The following is a 22,856-nucleotide window of genomic DNA, read 5'->3' on the forward strand; positions in this document are numbered from 1 at the left end:
TCAAAAATCGTGTACACGCGTCTGATTACGCATAAAAAAAAGCAGATAGTAACCATCATCTGCTTGAATTTAAAAAACCATTATCTCATTTACTTAGATACCAACTGATTAACTGGAGAAATCCCAGCCAAATCCAAAATTGGTGCGATCGCATCTTCCCGCTTTACTGCCATCAGATGGACACCTTGACACAATTGCCGTGCTATCTGCACTTGTTCGGCGGCAATTTTTATCCCTTCCTCAAAAGGCTCTTTGGCTTTTGCCAATCTATCAATAATATGTTGGGGAATATTGACACCCGGAACACATCTATTAATAAACTGAGCATTTTTTGCCGATTTCAACAGAAAAATTCCTGCCAAAATCGGTTTTTTATAGCCAGAGGCAATGGTATCCATAAACTTTTCTAGGACATCAAAATCGGTAATCAACTGACTTTGAAAAAACTGCGCTCCGGCTTCGATTTTGCGTTCAAATCGACTTTGTAAACCCGACCAACTTTTACATTGCGGATCTACTGCTGCACCAACAAATAAATCTAGCGCTCCATCAGTCAAAGGTTTTTCGTTGTAATCAACCCCTTGATTCATCTTTCGAATTAGTTGCAGCAGTCGCACCGCTTCTAAGTCAAATACTGCTTTGGCATCTGGATGATCGCCTGCTTTTACTGGGTCGCCAGTCAAAGCTAAAATATTACGAATACCTAAAGCATGAGCGCCCATTAAATCAGCTTGTAAAGCAATGCGGTTGCGATCGCGGCAAGCAACTTGACAGATCGGCTCTATACCATTTTGTGACAAAATCACCGACGCGATTAATGAAGACATCCGTAACACGGCGCGGCTACCATCAGTAACATTGACAGCATGAACCCTTCCCTTAAGAGTCGCCGCCATTTGAATCATGTGCGCTGGATTTCCCCCTTTCGGGGGTGCTACCTCGGCGGTAACTAGAAATTCACCTGCTTGTACAGCTCTGCGAAAGGCTGTGTGGCTATGGGTGTGATACATAAAATTAAGAATTTCAATTTCTTAAATGGTATAGCAAATCACACCTAAAAGCGAAAGCTTAAAGAGGAAGCGAGTAGCCTAAAGCAGCTTTTACTTGTGATAAAGTTTGATTTGCTATCGCTCTAGCTTTTTCCCCTCCATCGCGCAATACAGACTCCAAATAACTTTTATCTGCCGTTACCGCTTGATATTTTTCTTGGATTGGTTTCAAGGACTCAATAATTGTGTCTGTCAACAATGGTTTGAATTGTCCCCAGCCCATATCCTGGCACTCAACTGCTACATCTTCCTTTCTCTTCCCAGAAAGCAATGTATACAGCGTCAACAAATTATTACACTCTGGACGTGCTGGATCGTCGAAAGTCAGCCCACGGATCGGATCGGTTTTACAACGCTTAATCTTGTATTGAATCTGTTCGGGTGAATCGAGCAAACTGATTCGGCTTAACTCTGAAGGATCGGACTTCGACATTTTGCGTGTACCATCCGCTAAACTCATCACCCTTGCCCCTTCTTTACGAATCAAAGGGTCTGGTAACTTTAGAACTGGCTGATCTGGTTTACCAAATTGGTGATTTAACCGAGCTGCAATATCCCTTGTCAATTCCAAGTGTTGCTTTTGGTCTTCACCCACTGGTACTTTATCCGCTTGGTAAAGCAAAATATCAGCCGCCATCAAGACTGGGTAATCCAACAAACCTGCACTCACATTTTCTCCCTGTTTAACAGCTTTTTCCTTAAACTGGATCATGTCTTGCAGCCAGTTTAGAGGTGTAATGCAGTTGAGCAACCAGGTGAGTTCACTGTGGGCTGAAACGTGAGATTGTACAAAGATGGTGGAGTGATTTAAATCAAGACCACAAGCTAGATAGAGAGCAGCAAGAGTGTAGGTATCAGCTGCCAACTGTTTCGGGTCGTGTGGTACTGTAATCGCGTGCAAATCAGCCACAAAGAGGTAATTTTCGTATTCACTCTGACCTTCTACCCAGTTGCGAATGGCTCCTAAGTAGTTACCTAGATGGTAATTGCCCGTTGGTTGAACTCCAGAAAGAACACGTTGCTTGCCCATAAATTTCAACTAAGTTATCTCAAATCTGCGCTAATAAAGTCGCTTCTCTACGAGACGCTGCGCGAATGCGCCTACGCAAAACTCATTTAATTTTGACATTTTCCAGGTCAACTCGCTGTTACGGGATTAGAGATTTTAACTCAAATCCGATTGTGCTATAGAAACTCTTCACTGGTTTTTTGCCACTGCTTGTGTTTGAAACTGCTTTTCATATTCCAAGCGAATTGTGCCAAGATATGCGTGTAGGTACTAACGCTGACAAGGGTGGGCGTTCTGCTGTCCGCAAGCTTGACTGCGGCGAAAATGTGGTGCATTTTTATTTTGAAGCTTAAGGACGTTAGAAGATTAATGAAGCAGTACTCTCATCTCACGATTATTTCTTACATACTAGGCCCTACTTTGATCGTGATGAGTCATTTAGGATCATTACTGATTATTGTTACTGGCTTATCGTGGGGTGCTGTTTTGTGGGCCGTGTTGTTATATGTAATACGAATGCTTGCAACTACTGGCATCTATCATAGGCTACTCACCCACAATAGCTACCAGGCTCCAAGCTCAGTTCTATGCGTTGGAAGCATCGTGGCTGCTTCAGCCGGACAGATGGGGCCAAGTTGGTGGAAAGCTCACCACATGGAGCATCATCAAAGCTCAGATCATGAAAAAGATCCTCATTCTCCCTATATGCCTTTCAAGGGGATCAAAGGATTCTGGTGGTCTCAAGCTGGATGGCTATTCTCCCCACAGTTTTTTCCCTCGAAACTTCCCACTGATGTTGAGAGTAATGTGGTTTTGAAGATTGTTGATCGTTTGCACTTCATTCCCACCTTTGCTCTTGGTGCGTTCTCATACTACATTGGTGGAGTTGAATATCTCGGCGCTTTTTTCCTCAGCACGACTGTCCTCTTCCACTGTGTCGCCACTGTCAATTCACTCAGCCACATACTGGGCGAGCAACCGTTCAAAACTAATGATTACAGTCGGAACCATTGGCTCGTAGCATTTCTAACCTTGGGTGAAGGCTGGCATAATCTTCATCATGCATTCCAGGGGTCAGCCCGGCATGGCATAACTGTGCGAGAAGGCCGGGTTGCCTATCTTCCAGACCCAACATTTTGGTTCATTAAAATCCTTGAGTTCTTGAAGCTAGCGTCAAAGGTTAGAGTGCCTTCTGAACCAGAACTTATTGCTCGCGCCAGAAACCGCAACTTTCAAAACCCAGTGTTCAAGGCAAAAGCAAAGACATCCGTCTGATATTTTGATTGACAGATGGCTCAGAAAAAAGTCTGTTCCTTGCCGTCTCAGTCAAGAATCTAAGGATTTAACTGGCTGAAGATGTTTTTGTGAAGAAAGCATCTTCAGCTAGTTAAATAAGGAAAGGCAGGATGGTCATCCTCTATGAGAGAAAACACTAGCTTTGTCCGGTTAAGCATGAACCATTAAAAATTGACCATTACCATTATATTCTCCATCACAACTAGCAAAATTACGAATAAACCATATCAAATAAAACCTCCATATCCGGCGAAACTTGGCATAGTCTATGCCATAGTTTAATGTTTTTATTGTTTCCTGGTTGTCGTCAAAGTTTTGTAACCAGTTAGTTAGTGTTTTAGAGTAATTAGAGCCATTGAGATACCATTTTTGAATTGTTTTGAGGTCTTCTTGATGACTTGGAACTGCATTGTAATTCCAGTACCGACCGTGTGGAAAAATATATTTGTGGGTGTAAACGCTAGACATATTGTTAGGGATGCGGACTGTAATAATGTGAATTAAAACTTTGCCATCATCCTTCAAAAACGAAGCTAATTTTTTAAAGGCTGCCGTTAAGTTACCAACATGACAAAAAACACCAATTGAGAGAATTTTATCAAACTTTATCTCGAAATTTGCATTATTCAAATCACCTTCATATAGGGTAAATCGATCTGAACTAAGATAACTCTCAGGCTCTTGCATTTTGCGGCGGATATATTCGCATTGCTCGTGGCTCAAATTAAGACCCGTAAATTTGACATTGGGGAACTTAGAAAGAATGTAATTAGGAACACATCCCCACCCGCACCCAAAGTCTAAGATATTGTCTCCGTCCTTGATGTCTAGTTTTTCAATCACATCATCAATCATCTGCATCTGGGATTGCTCAAGGTTTAATGCTCCTTTTTCCCACAATCCCATGCTGTACTTAGGATAAATGAGTTTCCCGTCCCCCAGCATAGTATTCAGCATGGCTTGAGGCAAGTCGTACTGAATTTTCATTAATTCCTGCGATCCTTCGGCGAGATGGTCAGTTTCTTTTAATACCCATTCATACGGTGCTAGTAGGGATGGGAAATACTGAAAGAAAATTGGCATACAGGTATCGAAAAGCGATTCTAGAACGGAATCAGGAACTTCTAATCCGTTGATATAAGCTTCTGCTACTGCCATCTGAACTGTGTTAACTACCTCAACCGCCCCACGAGTTACTTGGTATGCAAATGGACTCTTAATATTTATATCTCCCACAATAGGGATATGCTTTTCTATTTCTTCCAGCAGGGTACTAGCAGTCATACTCATACTCCTAACAAGCATTAAAATAATGCTACATGAGTATAATAATTAGATTTTTTTAGCTTTTTAACACCAAAACGTAAGAAGTTGTAACATGCATTTAGGAATATTTATCTCCAACACACCTGATGCCACTTTAACTTGATACAAAGGTAAGCGTAGCAAAGGCAAACGTCCTATAACTTGGCATTAACTGCGTTTATTTCTCATAATTGTTTGACATCAGGGTGTTGTTCGCTCAACTCATTTCCGTTTTTAGTAGCAGTTGGTTGCGATCGCTCTTCTGATATATGTTGGGTTACGCAAAGCCTTCACCCAACCTATTTTAAACAGAAATGGTATAAAGTCACCCATTCAGGTGAAGGCATACAGACATGTAACACCTATCATGAAGTAATATTAAGCAACTATAAAGCTAATTATGCGTCTAGTTGTTAGCTTATTAATAAAGATTTAATCGAAAAATTTTAACAATTCCCCATTCCTGTACTCGCCCTTTAACTACAGGCTACTCCCATAAAGCAAGATTAATTAGGCTTTTAGATATGGCTACGCACATAGAAATTCCTGTTATTGGCAAAGTTAAGTATCCATTTCGCTGGTTGATGGGGCTGATAACAGGGGGTGTTTTGGTTGTTGGTACGATCACAACCTACACCCTGATGAATCAAGGGAAAAAAGAAGATATTGCTCAATTAACTGTGCCAGTGGCGGCGAAAAATGTCACATTGAGAATTACAGCTAGCGGTAAAGTCGTACCGATTCAGAGCGTAAATATTAGTCCGAAGAACCCCGGAGTGTTATCGCAATTATATGTACAACAAGGCGATCGCATTCAACAAGGACAAATCCTCGCCCGCATGGATAGCGCAGGTATTGAGGCTCAAAGGAGTCAGTATCGTGCTAACTTAGCCCAAAGTCAAGCACAATTAGCCGAAGCCCTTGCTGGTAGTCGCCCTCAAGAAATCGCTCAAGCAAAAGCGCGGTTAGCACAAGCTCAAGCCCAGTTAGCCCAAGCTAGGGCTGGTAATCGTCCCCAAGAGATTGCTCAATCTCAATCCCAAGTGGATGCGGCTCAAGCAAAGGTGAATTACACCAGCGAACAGGTAAAGCGCTACCAATACCTATATAAAGAGGGAGCAGAGAAAAAACAATTACTCGATCAAGCCATCAGCGAAGACAAGAGTGCTAGAGCCAGTTTAGAAGAAGCTAAAAAACGATTGTCGTTAGTCCAAAGTGGGACTCGGACTGAGGAAATCGACCAACGCCAAGCGGCTGTTAACGAAGCACGGGCAGCATTGGTACTGTTACAAGATGGTACTCGTTCTGAGGAAATTGTCCAGCGCCAAGCGGCTGTAGCCAGTGCTGAAGCTCAATTGAAGGGTGTGCAAGTGCAGTTGGAAGATACAATTATTCGCGCTCCGCTTTCGGGAATTGTGACGCAAAAATATGCAGAACCGGGTGCTTTTGTGACACCCACCACTTCTGCTTCTACTAGCGCGTCGGCAACTTCTAGTTCAATTGTCGCCGTAGCACGCGGGTTAGAAATATTAGCTCAAGTTCCTGAAGCCGATATTGGCAGAATTAAACCGGGACAGCAGGTGGAAATTGTCGCTGATGCTTATCCCGATCAAGTTTTTAAAGGTCATGTGCGTCTAATTGCTCCAGAAGCAGTGGTGGAACAAGGTGTGACATCCTTCCAGGTGCGGGTTGCTCTTGATACTGGTACAGATAAACTGCGTTCTGGCTTAAATGTGGATCTGACTTTTTTAGGCGATCGCGTCAATAATGCTTTGGTGCTACCAACGGTGTCAATTGTCACTGAAAAGGGTCAAACTGGCGTACTTGTACCAGATGCAAAGAATAAACCCCAGTTCCGCGAAATTACAGTTGGGGCACAAATTCAAGACCAAACTCAGATATTAGGGGGAGTTAAAGAAGGCGATCGCGTTTTTGTTAATCCACCCAAAGACTACAAAATCGAGAAGGCGAAAGAAAAGAGTAATTCGTAATTATTTAAGACATGAATTTTTTAGAAAGTGTCCAAATGGCGGGTAAAACCCTGCTGTCAAATAAGCTGCGTAGTGCCCTGACGATGTTGGGTATCGTTATTGGTAATGCCTCAGTAATTGCCATGATTGGCATTGGCGAAGGTGGGCAAAAATATGTGAATAAACAGCTAGAGTCGTTAGGGCCAAATGTGCTGTTTATACTGCCAGGTAATCGAGAAACTCAGCGTATCTCCTTTGAAGTGCCAAAAACTCTGGTGTTACAAGATGCGGAAGCGATCGCTTCTCAAGTACCAACAGTAGTAGGAGTTGCGCCAGAGTTAAACAGGAGACAGGTAGTTACATATAGCAATCGAAACACTGATGTCAACATCATTGGTACAACTCCCAGCTTTTTATTAGTGCGGGATTTTGAAACTGCTAAAGGCAGATTTTTTAGTGAGGTAGACATCAAGCGAAATAACCAAGTCGTTGTCTTAGGTGGAGACTTGGCAGAAAAACTATTCGGTAATAGTAATGCTATCGGTCAGCAATTGCGAATTGGAAATACTAGCTTTCAAGTGATTGGGACATTAATAGCCAAAGGTTCCAGCGTCGGAGCAGATTATGATGATGCTGCGCTCATACCAATCACAACCTCAGCAAACCGACTTGTGGGAAAGAATTCTCCCTATGGCATTGCTTTAGATTATCTCGTTGCTGCCGCTCGTGATTCCGAGAGCGTGGATGCAGCAGAATTTCAAATTGGTAATTTGCTGCGTCTACGGCACAAAATTAATGGTGAAGATGACTTTACTATCCGCTCTCAAAAGGATGCTTTGCAAACTGTTGGTCAAATCACAGGTGCATTGACAATCATGCTAGCAGCGATCGCAGGGATATCATTGTTTGTCGGCGGCATTGGCATTATGAATATTATGCTTGTCTCCGTCACCGAACGTACCCAAGAAATCGGATTGAGGAAAGCGATCGGGGCAACTGAGCAAGATATTTTGCTACAGTTCATTATTGAGGCAGTAATAGTTTCCGCAGCTGGTGGTTTAGTTGGGACTGCGGTTGGTATCAGTGGCATTCTATTAGTAGGAGCCTTGACTCCCTTAGAAGCAAGTCTTTCGCCTGTAGCAATTACTATGGCAGTTGGTGTCTCTGGTGGTATTGGTTTATTCTTTGGTGTTGTTCCTGCACGTCGCGCTGCTAAACTCGACCCGATTGTGGCTTTGAGAAGTGCTTAGTAATACAGTAGGTTTTTGTAAAACTAGTAGTTCGGGGCAAAATTGTTCTGCTACATCTCCTTGTACTTGATTTCTAATCATAGAAACAAATTTGTCAAGGTCGAATGGTTTAAGTAAATATTCTTCAAACTCTACATTGGGAATGAGGTCGTGAGTACCTGTGGTAGATGTTGAAGTCACAATGATTGGAATATGATTTCCATTATCTGCTTCCATCGCAGTCAATGTATTTAGCAATGTATAAATACTTTCACCCAAGAACCTAATTTCACAGACAAGGATGTTGGGTGTAAACCAACTCAAGATTTCTAAAGCTTCTTTTACTGAACCAGCAGTAATCACATTTGCACTCTGATCTTCGAGTAAAAATGCGTACAAATCTCTACTATCGCGATCGTTGTCTACAACGAGTACTTGTACACCCTTGAGTATCCCAGCCGCCAAGCAAAAGCCATTGATTAAATTCATAACAACACCTGCGATGAGGGATTTAAGTGCAAAGTGGACTGAAAAATCCGTAGTAGAGACGCGAAATTGCACTGGGCTACCCTAACGCGTCTCTACTGTATTAGGTCAAAAGGTGCATTTGTTGAAAATGGGGCATTGGTCATTGCAAGAGAGATTTTCCCGATTTCTGCAAGAAGTCTATTGAAAACAGCTAAAAGCAGATTTTGGCTCAATATAAGAGTATTCAACAAAGAAAAGTACCGAAAGAAGGATTTTTGCTATAAATCAAACCGAAAAACTTTCTTTTTGTAATATCGCAAAGCATTGTTTGATTTTCTAAGTTAGTTGATTAACTACGATATAAAACGTAATAAATCTCACCCTCAATCCCTCTCCTTAGCAAGAAGAAGGAGATTATTTACCTTACTCAAATATGGGGTGATGTTCAGACTGTATTGCATCGAAGTGATAACCATCATAAAATTAACCAAAAGTATTAAGTATTATTGCCATTCCCTGTCCTCAAGTTCCTTTTGAGGTAATAATAAGGTGGCTTCAATTTCTCGCCTGATAGCAGCCGTCACTTCACAATTACTATGCAGACAATCGAGTAGTAATTTATTGGCATCGTAGTATCGTTGCAAAACTTGCTGTTGTTCATCGCTAAACTGCCACTGGTGATTAATATTGCGATAATTAATGACCGTCATCTTTAATTGTTCAGCCCAGGCTGAATAGTTTGTCTGTCCCCATAACCTAAGCCGTTCTTGATTTTGACGAGAACTTGGTAATTGGTCAGAGAGTTGTTGCAGAGATTTATGAAGTCCAACATCCAGAACTATACCCAAAATGTTTGAGAGAGCATCTCCACAGACGTGGATGTGGGCAAAGTCCTGGCTCCCATCAATTGCACATTCGACCAGCAGGTCATCTAAAGCCGTATCCAGAAACATTCCCTGGTCGAGGCTGCTGGCTAGGGCAAAGTGAGAAGCTATGTGAGGAGTCCGACTTAAGGCAAGATAAAAGGCTCGAGTTGTCGCCTCTTTTGGTTGGCTGGGAATAGTGCGAGATTTTTGGCTGGCCCAGGTCAAAAATTCTTGTAAATAAGGGTCTTGGCCAACTAGTGCATCAATCTGTTGCTTCATCAACTGTACTAAAGAGTCTGCACTGCGGAGCATGGTAGCTGTTAACAAGAAAATTTCGTGCCAGTGCGGGTCTGTAATGTGACTAACTAATCCTTCTAAAGCTTCCCCAAATGCCTCTAGATTATGACTGGCAACGATTTTTCTTGCTGTGAAGTATTCTTGAAACGCCAGATAGGAGAAGGAAAAAATTCCCCGCGCCCGTTCTGCTAGTAGCCCATGTTGAGCCTCGATCGCTTTCAGTGCTGCTTCACTTTCTATTTGCAGTTCTTCGGCATCCATTGGTGCTTTGGTCAGATTCTGAATATACTCACCAATGTATTGCTCAACGATGCGTTGCTCAAAAAAGTACTGACCTTGCTCAAATGTCGCTGCCGCAATCTGACTCAATAACTTGAGCTTTTGTGGTAACAAAAATCCTCGGTAAATATCATCTCGTTCAATGCCTCTGGCTTCATCCCATTTACCCAATAGAAGGTCTAAACCTTGCTTATAAAAGTCAGTCCGCTTAGTCGGAAATTTTTCTTGACCGTGAAACACCCAGCAGGCAAGATGCAGAAACAGGGGCGTAACCACGAGTTGGCGAAATTGCCAGTTTTCATCTAAGTCCAACTTCTGAATAAACTGAACGGACAGCGCTTGACCGTCTTGAATGTTAGTTTTGGTAAAGGCCACAAACCATTTTTGGGCAAAGGCGATGATTTGTTCTGAGGTAAACGGGGCAATCTCAACATCCGTAAAGCCTCGGAGTCTGAGTTTTTGAGATGCTGTTCGACAGGCTGCCACAAACTGATTTTTATGATACTTTTCTGAAAACCTGCGAATTTCGCTTAAGACAGTATTGCTTTGTTGGTTAAGGATTTCATCCATACCGTCAAGCAAAATTAAGACTCTGCCTGCATTAAGTAAAGTTTCTATGGCTGAGGAATCGGAAATTCCAGATGTGAGGAACTCCTGGCGGATGTATTTTAATAGGCTGAACTCGTTGGTGACTTTAGATTCTTCAGCAAAATTTCTCAGGGTGATGAAGATCGGAACTAAGTTCCCTGCAAATGTGCCTTGGTTACATTGAATGGCGAGATATTGTAAAAAGGTGGTTTTACCTACCCCAGGTTTGCCTAGTACCCTGAGCTTAGAGTATGTTTCAACTGCCTGTGTACCAGGTATCTGGTTTTGATCGGCATCACCTAAGCCAAAACGGTCAAATAGTTTGGGATCTAGGTTTTGCAGCGCAGTGATTTCTAACCACTGTTGACTGGCAATTTCCTCCAAAATATTCACATCTATATATATGTCATCGATCGCAACGGGACGGCTGATATCCAATAACTGCAAAATCCCACACTGGTATTGAATTTTGTCGAAGCGTTGCGATCGCACTTTTTCCACCAAGCCATCAATATCCAGCACAGGTGTCCGGCCGTATTCTTCTATTTCCATGAATTCTGCCGGTGGATTGCTAGCAATCTCCCGCCAATTCAGTTCTAATACAGAACAAATTTCAATAAAAGTATGACGCTCAACTGGACGACCACTAAAAAATCGCCAAATCGGTTGTCTAGTCTTGAGGTTCACTTCGGCTGACAAATTGTCTTGAGTCCACCCCTTGAGAGCAAATGCTCTTTTAGCCTGTTCAATACCGATGAGTGACGCTTGGAGCGATCGCTTGACCATAGGACAAAAACCTGCTCCTCAAATCATTAACTTTAATTTTTATTAACATCTGCAATCTTATCGCTTTTGTTGTGATACTAGCATTTTACTCCTTTAAAGTTATACAAAATCCTAGAGTATGCTCTCAAATTTTTAAATTTCTGTGTCAAATTCAAACGTTATGCACCTATCTTATACATTTCAACTTTTTGGCAATACCTAAATTCAAACACTTGTCTGTAATGCTTAAGTATGTTTTATAGGATTACTTGCTAATCATTTGCTTGATTTCAAATCATAGTTGCATTACATAGATATCATCTATATATTTTTGTATTTAGAAAGTGGCGTTGCTGAATTCAGATATGAAAATGATTTTGCGTGATTTCAAAACCTCTGTAGAGACGTTGCATTGCAACGTCTCTACACCAAGATTCATATATCTAATCAGCAACGCTTAGAAAATTGTAGTTATACAACTGGCTAAATTATCTCTATTCTTAGATTTGCGTTATTGGACTCAAGTACTAAACCTCATCTATGTTGAAACCTAGAGTTTTTTAAAAGATATAAGCTAACGCGCCTACATATTTCAATATTTTCCGTGTAGACCGTCATTAGTCATTAGTCATTTGTGTTTACCAAGGACAAAGGACAATTGACAAAGGACAACCTCACCAGTTGATGTGTAATCTTATTTGCGTAACAGCTTATTTATGTAAGTTGGGTGGAGTTAAATGCAACCCAACATTACCACCTTATTTATGTTGGGTTACGCTATCGCTGCACCCAACCTACAAAACTACGGTTCTCAAGGGAGACGAAGTTTAACATAAAAATATTATTTTATTATCAATTAAAAAAATATATAAAGTTATTCAAATTTCTGAATTAGTCTATATTTCCTTGAAGTATAGGATAATCAAAAGTTTAGAAATATTTATATATAAAATGTCTAATTATTTAGAAATTTTTCGATTCCACTATCTTAGCTTAATACGCTTGGGTTAAGGGCTACTTGCAAAAATTTTGAGTTTTCAAGACGCGATAAATCGCCGTCTTTACAAGTGTTTTGGTCTTATCTGAACTGTATTGTATTTTAGCTGTGCCACGGTACTACATATATTTTCAGAAATCAAACTGGATTCCTATAGTAATGAGATAGGGACTATAAATCGTTTTTAACTCACAGATGTTATTCCCTATCTATCTATATATTTATTCACCGAGGAACCAACAATGATGTGGATGACACTGTTATCATCAGCAGCATCGGATTTTGAGCCTGTGAATTATAATCTACATTGAAACTATTGAAAGGGTCAACTTTAAAACTTGAACCTTCAATCGGCTTTATGGGCATCACCTTACCGGAAACGACGTGATACGTTAGGAGTTCCTGGATCTTATTAATATTTTCAAGCAATGTCTCTACAGTACCGGCTGGAAGCTTTGCGAATGCTTGATCTGTAGATGCAGAGGCGATAAATGAGTCAACCCCTTTGAGGGTATCTATAAGATTGGCAGCCTTGATTGCATCAACTAGGGTGCTAAAAGAACCAGAGGTTGCGGCACGATCACTAATATCAGCCATTTATTTCACTTGGTTGCGTGTAATTTTGCTAACAATTTCTATCATGATATCCTAGCGTTAGAAATCATGTTTGAGTAAGCGATTGAGTAGCGTATAAATTGTATAAAATGAGCTAAAAAAATTAAATAATTAAAAGTAGAGCAGAATTTAGGAGTCAATGGAAAAATCTTATTAGCAAAAATCCAAGATTTTTTATCGAAACAGAATTCAGGAGTCAGGAGTCAGAATTCAGTTGGGTATTTTGTGCGACACAACGACCGGCGGTAGTTGAGCGTAGCCGAAACTCAGTGCATCGCTGGTGGATAGCGCAGCGTTAGCTCATCCTGGAGCGTCTGAATCCAGGGGTTTAAGACCCCGTAGTCTTCAATCAGTCGGGGATTCAGACCCACGACTGATAGCGCACCGTTAGCGTTCGCGCAGCGTCTCATAGAGAGGAACGAGCGTCACGTCTTGATTCTGACTTCGGAATTCTGGCTTCTGAATTCTTCTTCAATTCACTTTTTCAAAACTAAATTGAAGGAATTTAAATACCCAGTAATAGTTTTAGCTAATGTCTTTTGCTGTTTTTTTGTAGTTATTGCCATTACTTGATATAACCTTCCTTCGGCAACATACATTCTACTTTTAGTGATTTTTCCTCCAGAATTGATGTACTCAATTTCTTTGCCAGGATGATTATTATAACTACGAATATTTCTTTGACTAATTAAATTGCTTTTCGTAGTCTTTAAAGCCATATCTCGTGCATTATTCAGTACAGCTTGTGGGTCAGTTATTTTACCATAACTATAAGGAAAATCATTGTAAACAACTATGTATGCTACTTCCTGTTTTGGCGGTTGCGCGGCAAATATTTCTAAGGTAATTTCCCCCATATAAGTTTTTTGGAATTCGGTATTTCTGTTGGGTCTTCCCGGCATCAAAATAGTAAAGCGACCATCTGGAGCGGTGTATACCTTCCATTGTGGCTGCACGATTTTAGGGACGGCTGGTTTGACAACAACCACCGGAGGTTTAGGTTGACGCGCTTCCACGAGAATAGAACCACCACAGATAAAGGTGGCGGCGATTAATGGCAACAGACTTTTAACTGTCATAAGTTTTACCTTTTGAGATGCTAATCTCACTGATGATGCTAGCTGTTATAACCTAGCAGCACATAAAGCAGCACCTATTAGCCCCACTTGCGGGTTGAGGATAATATACACAGGTATCTCTTCCAGGAGGGGGCGCATCCTGCCTTTTTGGGTGAAGTTTAATAAGAAACCGCTATTTTGGATTAAGGGGAGAATTTTGGGCGCAATCCCACCAGCAATGTATAAGCCACCATAAGGTAGGAGTTTAAGGGCGAGATTTCCGGCTTCTGCGCCATAAGCTTCTATAAATAATTGCAAGGTTTGTTCGGAAAGGCGATCGCGTTTTTCTAGTGCGGCTGTACCAATAGCAGCACCGGGATCGACACTTTTCTCTTCTTGTCCGGCTTCTTGTTCCCAAGTTCTGACGATTTGGGCGATATCTGGTGACTCAGTGGCAAATTTGCGATCGCGCAAAAATTGATAAATCGCCACAATTCCCATTCCAGAAACCACCCGTTCCACAGAAACGCGCTGGATATCATGTTTACCCAACAGGTATCTCAACAGTTGAAACTCGATTTCGTTCCGAGGCGCGAAGTCAGCGTGTCCACCTTCTGAAGGAAAAACTTGATAGTTGTTTCCCTGCTTAATTAAAAATCCTTGCCCTAAACCAGTACCAGCACCAATAATTCCAATCGGGGTTTCGGGTTGAGGTTTCCCAACTTGCAACGGGTGCAAGTCTTGTTTTTGTAAACCTGAAATGCCATAGCCAACGGCGGCGAAGTCGTTAATTAAAGAAATATGTGGGATACCCAATTCTTCTTCTAAACGTTCGGTATCTAGATACCAGGCTAAATTGGTAAGTTTGGCAGTATTTTTGACAATAGGCCCTGCGATCGCAAAACAAGCCTTTTCTGGTATTGGTGTATTACCTTTGACCAAAAACTGCTGCACTATCGGTACTAAATCGGGAAAATCAGCACTGTGGTAACTTTCCTGATAAATAGTATGTAAAGCTGGTGAATCTGATGTTTCAACCAATCGCAGAATAGTTTTCGTACCGCCGATGTCTCCTGCTAGTAACAATGTCATAGAACTTATTTGCGGATTAATGACTTTATTTGTAGGATATACCCAACCTACCAGAACCTATGAACACAAATATCTATCAGAAGTTTAAGCAAATCGAATAACTTCTTCTATGTGGGTTAAATGGGAAGTATCTCCCGTTAGTTCTAATAACCATTCTGGATCTTCGCGTACTACTTTTACCAATGAACATAAAGAAGCCTTGACTTCTGTTTTGGCAATTTCCCCCACCAGCCCCATTGCTCCCCCCAACACAGATGCACCGTGTGCCACTAGCAGGATATCCTCTGGGAAGAACTCAGTAGCTAAACATCTGGCAGTTTGCCCAGAACGTTCTCGCACTTTTTCGTGAGTTTCAGGATATTTGGCGGCGATGCGCGAGGTATAGCTGGTGTCAATTCTGGGGAATAATTTTGCTAATGCTGGAGCTGAAAGCCTTTCGGGTTCTTCTGTCATCCAAGCTGGATTTAGCCATTCACTCAAACCTGTTTCCAATTTAATCGGCAAGTTGAGCAATTCTGCAACTGCGTTTGCCGTTTGTACGGTTCGCAGGAAAGGGGAAGCAAAAATATGACCAATATTTTCTTTTTTCAATCGTCTAGCTAACTGCTGTGCCTGTACCATACCATCATCAGACAAAGGTGGATCGTAGCGTCGTTCGGCGGTAAGAAACCAATCGGGGTTTACGAAATCGAGGCGGTTAGCGTGTCTTGCTATCCAGACTATTTGACTCATAGGTTTAATGATTCCGGTGAATAGGATTCGCCGCTAAACAAATATATAGATATCTGCAAGGAGGGCTGCAAATATTAATATAAGACAAAAATCGTAATAATTATTAATAATATAAATTATTTGGAAAAGTTATAAGCGGCGTTAGTGTAGTTTTATTCATCACAATTGGTATAGCAATCCTGAATCAAACGCGCAGAAACAAAATCCCCGACTTCTTTAAGAAGTCGGGGATCTCTGGGTTGCAATTCTCACAAATCCAATAAGATTAAGATAAATATGAATTTCTACAATTGCTTATAACTTTAACCATCCAAATAATTGCCCTACAGTTAATTGAAAGCCGTTAACTAAATCTGGAACTGGTAATATTTCTTGTTCTTCTTGTAAAAGTTCTGGTTGCTGCTTTGGTGGATAAACTAAAACAGAATGCTCATCTGGATCAATTAGCTAACCAAAGCGACTACCATGTTTTAAACAATGTAAAATATTTCCAGTTACTTTAGTCTGGCTTTGATCAGGTGAAAGAATCTCAATCGTCCAGTCTGGAGATGTCTTAAAGACATTTGCCACTTCTCCACGCTCGTCTAATAAAATCCGTTCCCAAGCAAACACAGCTATATCAGGGACAATTGAACATCCGCCAAAAGTACATCGCAATTCTGGAAATGCAAGGGCAATTTTTTGAGGTTTGGTTACAGAATTGATATTACTGACTAGTTCACCCTGGAGAATACTATGTTTTCCCTGTTGCATTGGCTTTTGAATAATTTGATCGTTGATATATTCTGAGCTAGGCTTTGTTTCTGGAAGCTTTAAAAATTCTTCTAAAGTAAAGGTTTTAGTTAGTGATTTTATCATCTGCTTGTACCTCCCAAGTTTTCATTTAATTAATTACCCTAAATAAGCTTTTTTAACTCGTTCATCACTAATTAATTCTGATGCTGCGCCTGTTAAAGTAATAGAACCAGCTTCCAAAACATAACCGCGATCGGCAATTTGCAGTGCCAGGTTAGCGTTTTGTTCAACTAATAAAATAGTCACGCCTGTAGCACGGAGATTTTCAATAATCGAGAAGATTTCCCGGACGATCGCAGGTGCTAACCCTAAGCTAGGCTCGTCTAACAGTAAGAGTTGTGGTTTACTCATGACAGCACGTGCGATCGCTAACATTTGTTGTTCGCCACCACTGAGGGTTCCTGCTAGTTGATTGCGTCTTTGTGACAAGCGGGGAAATAGCTCAAATTGACGCTGAATATCTGCTTTTATCTCAGCTTGATTGGAGCGAATATAAGCACCCAAAAGCAAGTTATCAAATACTGTTTGCCGCGCTAATACTCTGCGTCCTTCAGGACAATGGGCGATACCAAGTTGTACAACCTCGTGAGTTTGGCGGCGGGTAATATTATGTCCATTATATAAAATTACGCCACTCTTAGAATTAACTACTTTAGATATGGCACGGAGTGTAGTAGTTTTACCAGCACCATTAGCACCAATGAGAGTAACTACCTCGCCTTTTTGAATAATTAAATTAATCTTTTTCAGAGCTTGAATACCGCCATAATTAACATCAAGTTCTTGAACTTCTAAAATTGTATAATTTGGTTTACTATCGGCTTTCATCGGCGGTTTACAGAAATGTTGATTCAAAACCTAACATACATTAATCATACATTTATTAAAACAGTGCGATGCAGAAAAGCCCTGGCGACTAGAAGTCTTAGCTACACAGACTTGTGTTGAGCGGAGTCGAAATACAAAACTCACCTCCGTGGGTTAAAAATCCTTTTGTTTGACCCTAAAAACCAATGCCAGAATACTGCAATCTTTATGATGTACTATTAATTACTGATAAAGATATCAAGCGTCCTGTGGCAAAAGCAGTAGATATTGGTAGCAAACGACTAATTAATTTAGCTCCCGATGCATGGTTACAGTGGGTGACACAGCGTCCTGAAGTCGTGGCGAAAGAAATTCTCGGTTCTGAGTTTCAGTGGATTAGCCGTGAAACAGATGTGTTGATGAAGGCATACAGTCCTACTCACGGAGATTTTTTAGTATTAAATGAACTACAACTACGTTACACAAGACAGATTCCTCTACGGATGAGAGCCTATGCAGCCCTAGCACAAGAACGCTACCGATTGCCAACTTATCCAGTACTGATCAATATTTTGCCGCCTCCATCCGCCTTAACTATTGTCAATAGCTACGAACAGGAATTTTTGGGATTACGTGCCATCCAAGATTATCGCGTGATTAATTTGTGGGAAATCGATGCTGAAATAGTGTTTCAGCAACCACTACCATCGTTGTTACCCTTTGTGCCAATTCTGCGAGGAGGAGCAGAGGTATCAGTTATGCAACGCGCATTAAAGGCACTACGAGCAGATGCACAGTTGAACCAATTAGAATCATTGCTGGCATTTTTTGCTAGCTTTGTTTTAGAAACGCCTTTAGTGCAACAAATGATGAGGTGGGATATGGCAATATTGCGAGAATCGCCTTGGTATCACGAGATTGAGCAAAGAGGTATTCAAGAGGGTGCGCGACGGCAGTTAATCCGAGTATTGGAACAACGCTTTGGCGAAATTCCCCATGAGGTAGAAGTAAGGCTTGAGGGCAAAAATGTAGAACAATTAGAAATTTTAATGGATAGCGCGTTAGCGGAGCTTACCGGAGGTATCGCAGTAAATTCTTTTGAAGAGTTTATAAAAATTTTGTCTGCTTAAATTTCACTGATGCGCTTTGATAAACATTTTTTGCGTGTAATGCTAAATTTCAAGTTACCATAAATCTCACTTACTGAGTGCATCTATACCTGAATGACGAAGCCTGCTGATGTCAGTACCAAAAAATTAATCAGCCTCGCACCCAATAACTGGATAAGATGGGTAACGCAGATTCCTGATATTGTTGCTGGGGAAATTCTAAATAGTGAATTTCAGTGGATTAGCCGGGAAAGTGATGTTTTAATCCGTGTTAGTAGTCCCCAACATGGAGACTTTTTAGTTCTCAACGAATTGCAATTACGCTATCAATCCAATATGCCACGTCGGATGCGTACTTATGCTGCACTTGCGGAAGAAAAATATAACTTACCAACATACCCGGTTCTCATCAATATTCTTAAAACTAGTAACAACGAAATACCCACAAACTTTACGTCAAATATTGGAGGATTACGGGCAATACAAGATTATCGGGTAATTAACCTGTGGGAAATTGATGTCAATATTGCTTTTCAACAACCCTTACCATCCTTACTGCCATTTGTACCCATTCTCAAAGGTGGTGAAAATGAATCTATTATTAGAGAAGCATTGCAAATTCTCCGTGCTGATGAACAACTAAACCAACTGGAAACAGTTCTAGCTTTTTTTGCTACGTTTGTTTTAGAGAATACGCTCGTTCAAGAAATCATGAGGTGGGATATGTCCGTATTACGTGAGTCACCTTGGTATCAAGAAATTTTACGCGAAGGGGAAGCACGCGGGAAAGCTAGCGGGGAACTACGAGGAATACTTTCTGCGATTGAAATTAATTTAGAGTTGAAATTTAGCGATCGCGGTTTACAATTAATGCCACAGATTAACCAGATTCAGGATTTGGAGCGTTTGAAGACAATTTTACGAAATGTTGTGACTGCAAATACTATTGAGGAATTGCAACAGATTTTGTAATTCTCAAGTTAGTTATCATTCGTTGCCCAAATAAGCTTCAATTACAGCTGGGTCGTTTCTAACTATATATGGTTCACCCAAAGCAATCAACTGTCCAAAATCTAACACGGCAATGCGATCGCACAAACCCATAACCAAGGGTACATGGTGTTCAATCAGGATGATCGTCAAACTAAACTGTTCTCGCAGACTACGGATAAATTCACTCAGCTGCTGCTTCTCGTTGGGGTTCATCCCCGCCGCAGGTTCGTCGAGGAGTAAGATTTGCGGTTCTAAGGCTAAAGCACGGGCAATTTCCAGCCGACGCTGATCGCCATAAGCGAAGTTTTTGGCTTTTTCGTCAGCGCGATCGCTCAATCCCACCATCTCTAGTAATTGTAAAGCTTTTCGCCTGCTTTTTTTCTCTTCCCGACGCGCTGGTGGTAATCCCAAAACTCCTGTTAATAGATTACTTTTATTATCTAAATGTCGGGCGATTATTACATTTTCTAGCGCTGACAATTCACCAAATAAGCGAATATTTTGAAAAGTCCGAGCAATACCTAAACCGGCAATTTGATGGGGGCGTAGTTGTGAAATGTTAGCACCTTGATAGCGCAACTCTCCACTAGAAAGGGGAATAAAAGCTGTAATCAAATTAAACAGTGTTGTTTTTCCAGCACCGTTAGGGCCAATTAATCCAAAAATCTCATGTTGATTGACTGTAAAAGATACATTATTCACCGCCACTAAACCCCCAAAACGGCGAGTTAGTGATTTGGCTTCTAAAACAATGTTATTTGTCATTTGTCATTGGTCATTTGTTATTGGTCATTGGTCGTTTCTTATCAGCCTCCTATTTATTAACTTGTCTGCTTAGATGTCTTTGAAATTAATTTTATTAATATATTTTTACACTTTTTCAAAATATCTGGAGTTACAAATCCTTGGGGGAAAAATATAGTTCCTAAGACTATTAATATACCATAGATAATTAATCTACCATCTCTTAAAAATTGGGCTAACCAATTGGGTAATCCTGGTATATCGGCGATTCTTCGCAAAACAATTTCTAATAAAACTTTCAAGACAATAGCACCGACAACCGAACCTAAAAAAGTTCTAGAACCACCGATTAGCACAATTGTTAAATAGGTAATGCTGGCATCAAAAGTACCTTGTCGAGCATTCCAGGTATTGAGAAAATGAGCGCTGATGACACCTACCATTCCGGCAAGAATTGCTCCGAGAGTAAAGGCTAAAACTTTGTAATAAGTGGGGTTAATTCCCATTGCACTGGCAGCTAATTCATCTTCGCGGATAGCAATGAATGCCCTACCTGTGCGAATGCGTTCTAAACGGTAAAATAATACCATATTAACTAACAGGAATGGTACAGCAATCCACAAATATTCAATTTGGCTTTGGAATGGTTGAGGAATACCAAAAATTCCTACAGCGCCGCCTGTAATATCTAAATTTAAGGATACAACTCGTAAAACTTCTACAAAAGCAATAGTTGCGATCGCTAAATAAATTCCCCGTAACCTTAATGCCGGAATTCCCACTATTACAGCTAATATACCGGAGATTAAACCAGCAATTAACATTTCTAATAAAAGTAATGGAATGGGAAATAAATTATTATTAGATGGAAAAACTTTTGTAGATAAAATCGCTGCAATATATCCACCTAAAGCATAAAATCCAGGACTAGCCAAAGATAATTGTCCAGCCATTAGGGGTAAATAAAGCGATAATCCTAATAAAGCCTCCAATACCATGTAGACTATTGGTGATTCATAAGTAGAGAAAAATTCAGCCATTGTAAAATATTTTGATTAAGGAGTCAGGAGTCAGAAGCCAGAATTCAGGAGTAAAAGGGTTTCAGTCACCACTAAATTTTCAATTTTATAATCTACAATTCATGTCGAGTCTGTAGCTTGCTAGTCACAGGGTATCGCTTATAGCTAACTAATTCTGTATTCTGTATTCTGTATTCTTCTTCAAGCTGTTAATATTTGCTCTGCTGTTAACGCCAGTTCAGGAAAAGTTCGTGACACAATTCGTTCGGAACCTCTAAAATCTGTGCGTTGATATTTACCCTCAGCATCTAATAGAAAAACAAATACAGTCGGAACTTTGGGATTTCCCAAATACTCTCTATAACCAATTGCCAAATAATCTACAATCCAATATTCTGTAATACCTAAGCGTTGATATTCATCTAATTTATCAATGTAGTCATCTTCCCAATTAGTTGATGTTACCTCGATAGCTAGCTGGATAGGTTCTTCAAGTGCAGAATAAGCAGAACGATTTGAGCGCCATACATCTTTATCTATCACACTGACATCAGGCTTGCGTCCTTGTTCTATTCCATTGGCAGTTATGGTTTTTAAAACTGCTGTGTTTTTTACTACGTAATTCAGATTTAGACGTTTAATTTCATCATTGAAACTCAACAATATAAAATCAGCGATATCATCATGATTTCTCGTTGCACGCACTTCTACAATTTCCCCATCCACAAGTTCATATAAACCTTCTTCTGGACACTGTTCCAAAAATTGATCGAAAGTTAATTTTTGTCTGGTGTATGTTTTCATCGCGCTGCGTCTCTTTAAACTTTTTGAATAAACCGACGACCTAGCAAGCCTTGGGGTCTAACTAACAACATGATAAATAATATTCCGTAGGCTACGGCTTCTTTGTAACCGGAATATTCTGCCGGTACAAAAGCTTCAACTAATCCAATGAGTAATCCTCCTAAAACTGCGCCGGGAATACTACCTAAACCACCTAAGACAATTACCGCTAAACCCCGCAACCCAAAAGCGATGCCGAAATATGGGCCAGCAATACTAACACTAGAGGCGACTAAGGTTCCTGCTAATCCTGCTAAGAAACTGCTGATGAAGAATGTGAGGATGATAAAGCGATCGCTATTAATGCCTAACAAACTAGCTGTAGTCGGATCTTCTGCGATCGCCTGCATTGCTTTACCATACTTAGTCCGATTGATAAAGTAGGTAATAATTGCCACAATCGCAACTGATACAGCAAAAATTATGATCTGAACGGTGCGAATAGGAATTTCCTTTTCTGGAGTACCAAAATTAATCGAAGGTGGTAAATTACCATAAGTATCGGCAGGGTATGTGTAACTTTCTGCGCCTACCAAATACTGGATTAAGTTCACAATTACTACTGCTACCCCCAAGCTGGAAACAACAGTTAATAAGGGATCAGATCCTTGACGGCGCAAAGGTTGAAAAGCAACCCGTTCCATTACTACTCCAATCAATCCCGCCAAGGTACTTCCTAAAATCAAGGCTATAGCAAATGGTAATTTTATTGGCAAGGCTGCATTAGCTAGCAAGCCATTAAATCCAAAGTTACCACCCATGAGGGCATAAGTGAAATATGCACCCAAGGTAAAAATCGCGCCATGAGCTAAATTGATGATGCCCAGAATTGAATAAACTAAGGTATATCCCAATGCAAAAATTGCATAGATACTACCAATAGATAATCCGTTCAAAAATTGTTGCAGAAATAGAGTGATATCCATATTGC

General features: G+C 40.6%; 19 protein-coding genes and 2 pseudogenes. 6 read left to right on the forward strand and 15 right to left on the reverse strand.

Annotated features, from left to right (window positions below; translation table 11 throughout):
• Window positions 1-89 precede the first annotated feature (89 nt).
• Together ACFFRD_RS13950 and trpS are read right to left on the reverse strand one after the other, a co-directional pair.
• Complete coding sequence (locus ACFFRD_RS13950) at window positions 90-1,010, reverse strand: methylenetetrahydrofolate reductase (RefSeq protein ID WP_392482005.1); 921 nt, start codon at window positions 1,008-1,010, stop codon at window positions 90-92.
• Window positions 1,011-1,068: 58 nt separating this feature from the next.
• Complete coding sequence (gene trpS / locus ACFFRD_RS13955) at window positions 1,069-2,079, reverse strand: tryptophan--tRNA ligase (RefSeq protein ID WP_012411359.1); 1,011 nt, start codon at window positions 2,077-2,079, stop codon at window positions 1,069-1,071.
• A gap of 179 nt (window positions 2,080-2,258) precedes the next feature.
• On the opposite strand from trpS, the gene ACFFRD_RS13960 reads away from it, so the two are divergent.
• On the forward strand, window positions 2,259-2,411 hold the full coding sequence (locus ACFFRD_RS13960) for a hypothetical protein (protein WP_159402476.1): 153 nt from the start codon (window positions 2,259-2,261) through the stop codon (window positions 2,409-2,411).
• 163 nt (window positions 2,412-2,574) lie between these two features.
• Complete coding sequence (locus tag ACFFRD_RS13965) at window positions 2,575-3,333, forward strand: acyl-CoA desaturase (RefSeq protein WP_245246178.1); 759 nt, start codon at window positions 2,575-2,577, stop codon at window positions 3,331-3,333.
• 171 nt (window positions 3,334-3,504) lie between these two features.
• On the opposite strand, the gene ACFFRD_RS13970 is transcribed toward ACFFRD_RS13965, so the two are convergent.
• Entirely contained in the window at window positions 3,505-4,638 is a 1,134-nt protein-coding gene (locus ACFFRD_RS13970) for an SAM-dependent methyltransferase (RefSeq protein WP_392482006.1), read from the reverse strand.
• A gap of 545 nt (window positions 4,639-5,183) precedes the next feature.
• On the opposite strand from ACFFRD_RS13970, the gene ACFFRD_RS13975 reads away from it, so the two are divergent.
• Complete coding sequence (locus ACFFRD_RS13975; protein WP_392482007.1) at window positions 5,184-6,650, forward strand: efflux RND transporter periplasmic adaptor subunit; 1,467 nt, start codon at window positions 5,184-5,186, stop codon at window positions 6,648-6,650.
• Window positions 6,651-6,661: 11 nt separating this feature from the next.
• Window positions 6,662-7,879 (forward strand): ABC transporter permease, encoded by a 1,218-nt coding sequence (locus ACFFRD_RS13980; protein WP_392482008.1) that lies wholly within the window; start codon window positions 6,662-6,664, stop codon window positions 7,877-7,879.
• Here the strand turns inward: ACFFRD_RS13980 and ACFFRD_RS13985 are convergent.
• The 8 genes and pseudogenes from ACFFRD_RS13985 to ACFFRD_RS14020 all read right to left on the reverse strand — a co-directional run bounded on the left by ACFFRD_RS13985 (window position 7,808) and on the right by ACFFRD_RS14020 (window position 17,238).
• Window positions 7,808-8,347, reverse strand: coding sequence for a two-component system response regulator (locus ACFFRD_RS13985; RefSeq protein WP_392482009.1), 540 nt, complete (start codon window positions 8,345-8,347; stop codon window positions 7,808-7,810). The two genes, ACFFRD_RS13980 and ACFFRD_RS13985, sit on opposite strands and share 72 nt — an antisense overlap.
• A 482-nt stretch (window positions 8,348-8,829) precedes the next feature.
• Window positions 8,830-11,142 carry an NACHT domain-containing protein gene (locus tag ACFFRD_RS13990; RefSeq protein ID WP_392482010.1) on the reverse strand — a complete coding sequence of 771 codons (2,313 nt, stop codon included), beginning with the start codon at window positions 11,140-11,142 and terminating at the stop codon, window positions 8,830-8,832.
• A 1,181-nt stretch (window positions 11,143-12,323) separates the two neighbouring features.
• Window positions 12,324-12,715: pseudogene (locus ACFFRD_RS13995) on the reverse strand (fasciclin domain-containing protein).
• A 494-nt stretch (window positions 12,716-13,209) separates the two neighbouring features.
• On the reverse strand, window positions 13,210-13,812 hold the full coding sequence (locus ACFFRD_RS14000; protein ID WP_392482011.1) for a hypothetical protein: 603 nt from the start codon (window positions 13,810-13,812) through the stop codon (window positions 13,210-13,212).
• Between the two features lie 45 nt (window positions 13,813-13,857).
• Window positions 13,858-14,883 (reverse strand): glucokinase, encoded by a 1,026-nt coding sequence (locus tag ACFFRD_RS14005; RefSeq protein WP_392482012.1) that lies wholly within the window; start codon window positions 14,881-14,883, stop codon window positions 13,858-13,860.
• 84 nt (window positions 14,884-14,967) lie between these two features.
• The gene (locus tag ACFFRD_RS14010; protein ID WP_114082597.1) at window positions 14,968-15,615 is read right to left on the reverse strand and encodes a histidine phosphatase family protein; all 648 of its coding nucleotides are present in this window, start codon (window positions 15,613-15,615) and stop codon (window positions 14,968-14,970) included.
• A 294-nt stretch (window positions 15,616-15,909) separates the two neighbouring features.
• Window positions 15,910-16,473: pseudogene (locus ACFFRD_RS14015) on the reverse strand (Uma2 family endonuclease).
• Between the two features lie 33 nt (window positions 16,474-16,506).
• Complete coding sequence (locus ACFFRD_RS14020) at window positions 16,507-17,238, reverse strand: ABC transporter ATP-binding protein (RefSeq protein ID WP_179072606.1); 732 nt, start codon at window positions 17,236-17,238, stop codon at window positions 16,507-16,509.
• Window positions 17,239-17,486: 248 nt separating this feature from the next.
• On the opposite strand from ACFFRD_RS14020, the gene ACFFRD_RS14025 reads away from it, so the two are divergent.
• Window positions 17,487-18,347 (forward strand): Rpn family recombination-promoting nuclease/putative transposase, encoded by an 861-nt coding sequence (locus ACFFRD_RS14025; RefSeq protein WP_392483067.1) that lies wholly within the window; start codon window positions 17,487-17,489, stop codon window positions 18,345-18,347.
• 93 nt (window positions 18,348-18,440) lie between these two features.
• Window positions 18,441-19,298, forward strand: a complete 858-nt coding sequence (locus ACFFRD_RS14030; protein ID WP_392482013.1) for an Rpn family recombination-promoting nuclease/putative transposase — start codon at window positions 18,441-18,443, stop codon at window positions 19,296-19,298.
• A 15-nt stretch (window positions 19,299-19,313) separates the two neighbouring features.
• On the opposite strand, the gene ACFFRD_RS14035 is transcribed toward ACFFRD_RS14030, so the two are convergent.
• The 4 genes from ACFFRD_RS14035 to ACFFRD_RS14050 all read right to left on the reverse strand — a co-directional run bounded on the left by ACFFRD_RS14035 (window position 19,314) and on the right by ACFFRD_RS14050 (window position 22,851).
• On the reverse strand, window positions 19,314-20,084 hold the full coding sequence (locus ACFFRD_RS14035) for an ABC transporter ATP-binding protein (RefSeq protein ID WP_392482014.1): 771 nt from the start codon (window positions 20,082-20,084) through the stop codon (window positions 19,314-19,316).
• 56 nt (window positions 20,085-20,140) lie between these two features.
• Window positions 20,141-21,103 (reverse strand): branched-chain amino acid ABC transporter permease, encoded by a 963-nt coding sequence (locus tag ACFFRD_RS14040; protein WP_392482015.1) that lies wholly within the window; start codon window positions 21,101-21,103, stop codon window positions 20,141-20,143.
• Window positions 21,104-21,283: 180 nt separating this feature from the next.
• On the reverse strand, window positions 21,284-21,886 hold the full coding sequence (locus tag ACFFRD_RS14045; RefSeq protein ID WP_392482016.1) for a Uma2 family endonuclease: 603 nt from the start codon (window positions 21,884-21,886) through the stop codon (window positions 21,284-21,286).
• A 14-nt stretch (window positions 21,887-21,900) separates the two neighbouring features.
• Window positions 21,901-22,851: a branched-chain amino acid ABC transporter permease gene (locus ACFFRD_RS14050; RefSeq protein WP_163927698.1), complete on the reverse strand. Its 951-nt coding sequence runs from the start codon at window positions 22,849-22,851 to the stop codon at window positions 21,901-21,903.
• Window positions 22,852-22,856: the final 5 nt, after the last annotated feature.

The organism is Nostoc sp. C110 (genome assembly GCF_043099725.1).
Classification (GTDB): Bacteria; Cyanobacteriota; Cyanobacteriia; order Cyanobacteriales; family Nostocaceae; genus Nostoc; species Nostoc muscorum_A.

What these genes read in the sequence shown, in the direction of transcription:
- ACFFRD_RS13950 (WP_392482005.1), bottom strand. Translation starts at nt 1,010, where the DNA reads ATGTATCACACCCATAGCCACACAGCCTTTCGCAGAGCTGTACAAGCA.
- ACFFRD_RS13990 (WP_392482010.1), bottom strand. Translation starts at nt 11,142, where the DNA reads ATGGTCAAGCGATCGCTCCAAGCGTCACTCATCGGTATTGAACAGGCT.
- trpS (WP_012411359.1), bottom strand. Translation starts at nt 2,079, where the DNA reads ATGGGCAAGCAACGTGTTCTTTCTGGAGTTCAACCAACGGGCAATTAC.
- ACFFRD_RS14040 (WP_392482015.1), bottom strand. Translation starts at nt 21,103, where the DNA reads ATGGCTGAATTTTTCTCTACTTATGAATCACCAATAGTCTACATGGTA.
- ACFFRD_RS14045 (WP_392482016.1), bottom strand. Translation starts at nt 21,886, where the DNA reads ATGAAAACATACACCAGACAAAAATTAACTTTCGATCAATTTTTGGAA.
- ACFFRD_RS13980 (WP_392482008.1), top strand. Translation starts at nt 6,662, where the DNA reads ATGAATTTTTTAGAAAGTGTCCAAATGGCGGGTAAAACCCTGCTGTCA.
- ACFFRD_RS14005 (WP_392482012.1), bottom strand. Translation starts at nt 14,883, where the DNA reads ATGACATTGTTACTAGCAGGAGACATCGGCGGTACGAAAACTATTCTG.
- ACFFRD_RS14000 (WP_392482011.1), bottom strand. Translation starts at nt 13,812, where the DNA reads ATGACAGTTAAAAGTCTGTTGCCATTAATCGCCGCCACCTTTATCTGT.
- ACFFRD_RS13970 (WP_392482006.1), bottom strand. Translation starts at nt 4,638, where the DNA reads ATGACTGCTAGTACCCTGCTGGAAGAAATAGAAAAGCATATCCCTATT.
- ACFFRD_RS14035 (WP_392482014.1), bottom strand. Translation starts at nt 20,084, where the DNA reads ATGACAAATAACATTGTTTTAGAAGCCAAATCACTAACTCGCCGTTTT.
- ACFFRD_RS14030 (WP_392482013.1), top strand. Translation starts at nt 18,441, where the DNA reads ATGACGAAGCCTGCTGATGTCAGTACCAAAAAATTAATCAGCCTCGCA.
- ACFFRD_RS13975 (WP_392482007.1), top strand. Translation starts at nt 5,184, where the DNA reads ATGGCTACGCACATAGAAATTCCTGTTATTGGCAAAGTTAAGTATCCA.
- ACFFRD_RS14050 (WP_163927698.1), bottom strand. Translation starts at nt 22,851, where the DNA reads ATGGATATCACTCTATTTCTGCAACAATTTTTGAACGGATTATCTATT.
- ACFFRD_RS14010 (WP_114082597.1), bottom strand. Translation starts at nt 15,615, where the DNA reads ATGAGTCAAATAGTCTGGATAGCAAGACACGCTAACCGCCTCGATTTC.
- ACFFRD_RS14020 (WP_179072606.1), bottom strand. Translation starts at nt 17,238, where the DNA reads ATGAAAGCCGATAGTAAACCAAATTATACAATTTTAGAAGTTCAAGAA.
- ACFFRD_RS13985 (WP_392482009.1), bottom strand. Translation starts at nt 8,347, where the DNA reads ATGAATTTAATCAATGGCTTTTGCTTGGCGGCTGGGATACTCAAGGGT.
- ACFFRD_RS13965 (WP_245246178.1), top strand. Translation starts at nt 2,575, where the DNA reads ATGCTTGCAACTACTGGCATCTATCATAGGCTACTCACCCACAATAGC.